The sequence below is a fragment of the Sphingomonas sp. OTU376 genome (assembly GCF_038440415.1).
Taxonomy (GTDB): Bacteria; Pseudomonadota; Alphaproteobacteria; order Sphingomonadales; family Sphingomonadaceae; genus Sphingomonas; species Sphingomonas kyeonggiensis_A.
The window spans coordinates 1-4,676 of the sequence record NZ_JASATQ010000127.1 but is presented as its reverse complement, the minus strand read 5'-3'; the positions used below and the strand labels follow the sequence as shown (position 1 = coordinate 4,676).

The following is a 4,676-nucleotide window of genomic DNA, read 5'->3' as shown; positions in this document are numbered from 1 at the left end:
CGTGCGGCTCCTTCCCCGCGCCTTCGCCTGAGATCCCGGCTTTCGCCGGGATGACGAACCAAGAGCCAAGATGCCCGACCTCAAGACCATCCTCTCCGCGCAAAAGCCCCTCACTCTCTCGGGCGCTCCCGCCGGCTTCCTTCCCTGGATGCTGGCCGATCTGGCGCGCACCGGGCGGATGGCCGTGTTCGTTGCGCCCGACGAATCCGCGATGCGCGCCGTGGCCGGCACCGCGCCCTATTTCGCGCCCGAGCTTGAGGTCCTGAGCTTCCCCGCCTGGGATTGTCTTCCCTATGACCGCGCCAGCCCAACGCTGCGCGTCATGGCCGAACGCCTCGCCACGCTTCACGCGCTCCAGGGCAAGAGCGACAAGCCCCGCCTGCTCGTCACTACGGTCAACGCCGCCACCCAGCGCACGCTCACGCCCTTCCGCATCCGCCAGCTCGTCGCCCGCCTCGCCCCCGGCGAGCGCATCGGCCTCGACAAGCTTGCAGTACTGCTCCAGGCGAACGGCTATGTCCGCGTCGACACGGTAAACGATTCCGGCGAGTTCGCGGTGCGCGGCGGCCTGGTCGATCTCTTCCCCTCGGGCGCCGAACAGGCCCTGCGCCTCGATTTCTTCGGTGACGAGATCGAGAGCGTCCGCACCTTCGACCCCTCGGACCAGCGCACCACCGGGCGGGTCGACGGCTTCACCCTGCTGCCCGCATCCGAAGCCCTGCTCGACGAGGAATCGGTCAAGCGCTTCCGCACCCGGTACCGCGAAAAGTTCGGCGCCACCGCCACCGGCGATCCGCTCTACCAGGCGATCAGCGACGGCCGCCGCCTCGCCGGCATGGAGCATTGGCTGCCGCTGTTCGAGGATCGCCTCGAGACCCTGTTCGAGCATCTCCCCGACGATGCGATCCTGATCCGCGACGCGGGCGATGCCGGCGCCGCCGAAGCCCGGTTCGAAGCAATCGCCGACTATCAGTCGAACCGCGTCCGCGCCCAGTCGGCCGACCCGGGCAGCTATCGCCCGCTCGCAGCCGATGCGCTCTACCTGGTCGCCAGCGAATGGGAGAAGCGCCTTGCCGACTGGCCGGCGCACACCGCCACGCCCTTCCACGAGCCCGAAAGCGCTACCGTCCTCGACTTCAACGTCGATGGCCCGCGCGATTTCGCGCCCGAACGCGCCGCCGGCACCAATGTCTATGAGGCGGTGGTCGAGCACATCGCCAAGCTGCGCAAGGCGGGCAGGAAGCCGATCCTCGCCAGCTATTCGGGCGGCGCCCGCGAGCGCCTGACCGGGCTGCTCGCCGATCACGGGCTCAAGACCGCGCGCAAGGCGGACAGCTGGCATGAGGCGATGGGCATCGCCGACAGCGCCGTCGCAATGATCGTGCTGCCGCTCGATCACGGCTTCGCAGCGCCCGACGTGTCGGTACTGACCGAGCAGGATATGCTCGGCGACCGTCTCGTCCGCCGCTCGAAGCGCCGCAAATCGACCGACGCGTTCCTCAACGAGCTGGCGACGCTCTCGCCGGGCGACTTGGTCGTGCACGTCGATCACGGCATCGGCCGCTATGAGGGGCTCACCCAGATCCCGGTGCAGAAGGCGCCGCACGACTGCGTCGCGCTCACCTATGCCGGCGGCGACAAGCTTTACGTCCCGGTCGAGAATCTCGAGGTCCTGAGCCGCTACGGCGCGGGCGAAGAGGGCGCGACGCTCGACAAGCTGGGCGGCGAGGCGTGGCAACGGCGCAAGAGCCGGATGAAGGAGCGGATCCGCGAGATCGCGGGCGAGCTCATCGCCACCGCGGCCAAGCGCGCCACCCGCCCCGCCGAAGTCGCCGAGCCCGATGCCGGCGGCTACCCCGCATTCGTCGACCGCTTCCCCTATGAGGAGACCGACGACCAGGACCGCGCGATCGGCGACGTGCTCGAGGATCTCGCTGCCGGCCGCCCGATGGACCGGCTCATCGTCGGCGATGTCGGCTTCGGCAAGACCGAGGTCGCGCTGCGCGCCGCCTTCGTCGCGGCGATGGCCGGGATGCAGGTCGCGGTGGTCTGCCCGACCACGTTGCTCGCCCGCCAGCACTTCAACAACTTCACCCAGCGTTTCGAAGGCTTCCCGATCAAGGTCGGCCGCCTCTCGCGCCTGGTCGGCGCCAACGAGATGAAGGCGACCAAGGACGGCGCGGCGGACGGCACGATCGACATCGTCGTCGGCACCCACGCAGTGCTCGCCAAGAATGTCGAGTTCAAGCGCCTCGGCCTGGTCATCGTCGACGAGGAGCAGCGCTTCGGCGTCACCCACAAGGAGCGGCTGAAGGCGATGAAGGCGGACGTCCATGTCCTCACCCTCACCGCCACCCCGATCCCGCGCACCCTGCAGATGGCGATGTCCGGCCTGCGCGAGCTGTCGGTGATCCAGACCCCGCCGGTCGACCGCCTCGCGGTGCGCACCTATGTCATGCCCTGGGACCCGGTGGTCCTGCGCGAGGCGCTGCTCCGCGAACATTATCGCGGCGGCCAGGCCTATTTCGTCACGCCGCGCATCTCGGACCTGCCCGAGATCGAGGAGTTCCTCCGCAACGACGTCCCCGAGATCTCCTATGTCGTCGCCCACGGCCAGATGACGCCGACCGAGGTCGAGGAGCGCATGTCCGCCTTCTACGACCGCAAGTACGACCTGCTCGTCTCGACCACGATCATCGAGTCCGGCATCGACATCCCCTCGGCCAACACCCTCATCATCAACCGCGCCGACAAGTTCGGCCTCGCCCAGCTCTACCAGCTGCGCGGCCGCGTCGGGCGCTCCAAGACCCGCGCCTATGCGTACATGACCACCCCCGCCCAGCGGCTGATGACCGAGGCGGCGGAGAAGCGCCTCAAGGTCCTCTCCGACCTGGAGAGCCTGGGCGCCGGTTTCCAGCTCGCGTCGCACGACCTCGACATCCGCGGTGCCGGCAATCTGCTCGGCGACGAGCAGTCCGGCCATATCAAGGAAGTCGGCTACGAGCTCTACCAGTCGATGCTCGAGGAAGCGATCATGGACGCCAAGGCCGGCGGCCTGCGCGACGAGCGCCCGCGCGACCTGTCGCCCCAGATCACCGTCGACGCGCCGATCATGATCCCGGAGGACTATGTCCCCGACCTCGACCTGCGCATGGGCCTCTATCGCCGCCTCAACGACGTCGAGGACCGCGCCGGCATCGAGGCCTTCGCCGCCGAGCTGATCGACCGCTTCGGCAAGCTGCCCGAGGCGACCGAGAACCTGATCACCCTGATCGAGACCAAGCTCAACGCCAAGAAGGCCTGCATCGCCAAGATCGATGTCGGCCCCAAGGGCGCGCTGGTCAGCTTCCACGACGACAAGTTCCCGAACGTCGAGGGCCTGCTCGCCTATGTCGACAAGCTGGAAGGCACCGCGAAGCTGCGCCCGGACATGAAGCTGGTCATCAACCGCGCCTGGGCCACGCCCCAGGCCCGGCTCAACGGCGCGCTCCAGCTCTCGCGCGGACTCGCCAAGGCCGCCGGCTGAATTTTTGATCCGGATCAATATCCTGCGCGCGGCGGCACCGCCCTTGGGTTCGCTCTCCTAGAATAGGGGGGCATCCCAAGGAGAATCCTCGAAGTGACCGATCATCTCTCGTCCCGTCTCGCGTACATGGAGATGGGACCCGCGCAGCGTGCCACGCTTTCCGCCAACAGCACGCTGATCCGCTCGGTAATCGGCAAGGCCCTTGATCGTTTCTACGCCCGTGTCCGCGCCACCCCGGAGACCGCGCGCTTCTTCTCGAACGCCGATCACATGCGCGGCGCCCAGTCGGCCCAGGAAAAGCACTGGGGCCGCATCATGGACGGCAATTTCGACGAGCAATATTATCAGAGCGTCCGCCGCATCGGCGCCACCCATTCGCGCATCGGGCTCGAGCCGCGCTGGTATGTCGGCGGCTATGCGCTGGTGCTGGAGCACCTGATCGAAGCCACGATGGCGCGCACCCCGCTGTGGCGCCGCCTCGTCAATGCCTTCCGCCCCCGCGCCGCCGCCGCCCTGCCCGCCGCACTTAGCAAGGCCGCGCTGCTCGACATGGAGCTCTCCATCTCGATCTATCTCGAGGAAGAGCAGGTCGCCCGCGAAAAGGCCGTGCAGGCGCTTGACGAGGCGCTGGCCGCGCTTGCCGATGGCGACCTCACCCGCCAGCTCGCCAACATGCCCGCCACCTATGCCTCGCTCGAGCGCAGCTACAACCACACGCTCGCCAAGATGCAGGACATGATCCGCGCGGTCACCGCCGGCTCGCAGCGGATCAACGGCACGATCCACGAGATCGCCCAGGCGTCGGACGACCTCGCCCGCCGCACCCAGGCCAATGCCGCCAGCCTCGAGGAGACCAACGCCGCCGTCTCGCAGATGGACAGCCGCTCGAGCAACACCGCCCGCGCCGCCCAGTCCACCGTCGCCCGCGCCGACCAGGCGATCGCCACCGTCGATGACGGCCGCAGCGTCGCCCATCAGGCGGTCGAGGCGATGAACCGCGTTTCGGAAAGCGCCAAGGGCATCGACACGGTGATCGAGGGTCTCGACAAGATCGCCTTCCAGACCCGCGTCCTCGCGATGAACGCCGCCGTCGAAGCCGGCCGCGCCGGCGAGGCGGGCCGCGGGGGGGGCCGGGGGGGCCCCCCGGGGG

The 4,676-nt window shown here is 68.6% G+C and carries 2 protein-coding genes; both read left to right on the top strand.

Annotated elements, in window-relative coordinates; genetic code table 11:
- The first annotated feature begins 70 nt into the window (after nucleotides 1–70).
- Nucleotides 71–3,526 carry a transcription-repair coupling factor gene (gene mfd, locus AAHM44_RS24685; RefSeq protein ID WP_342251648.1) on the top strand — a complete coding sequence of 1,152 codons (3,456 nt, stop codon included), beginning with the start codon at nucleotides 71–73 and terminating at the stop codon, nucleotides 3,524–3,526.
- A 93-nt stretch (nucleotides 3,527–3,619) separates the two neighbouring features.
- On the top strand, nucleotides 3,620–4,676 hold a 1,057-nt coding region (locus AAHM44_RS24680), incomplete at its 3' end, for a protoglobin domain-containing protein (protein WP_342251647.1).

What these genes read in the sequence shown, in the direction of transcription:
- mfd (WP_342251648.1), top strand. Translation starts at nt 71, where the DNA reads ATGCCCGACCTCAAGACCATCCTCTCCGCGCAAAAGCCCCTCACTCTC.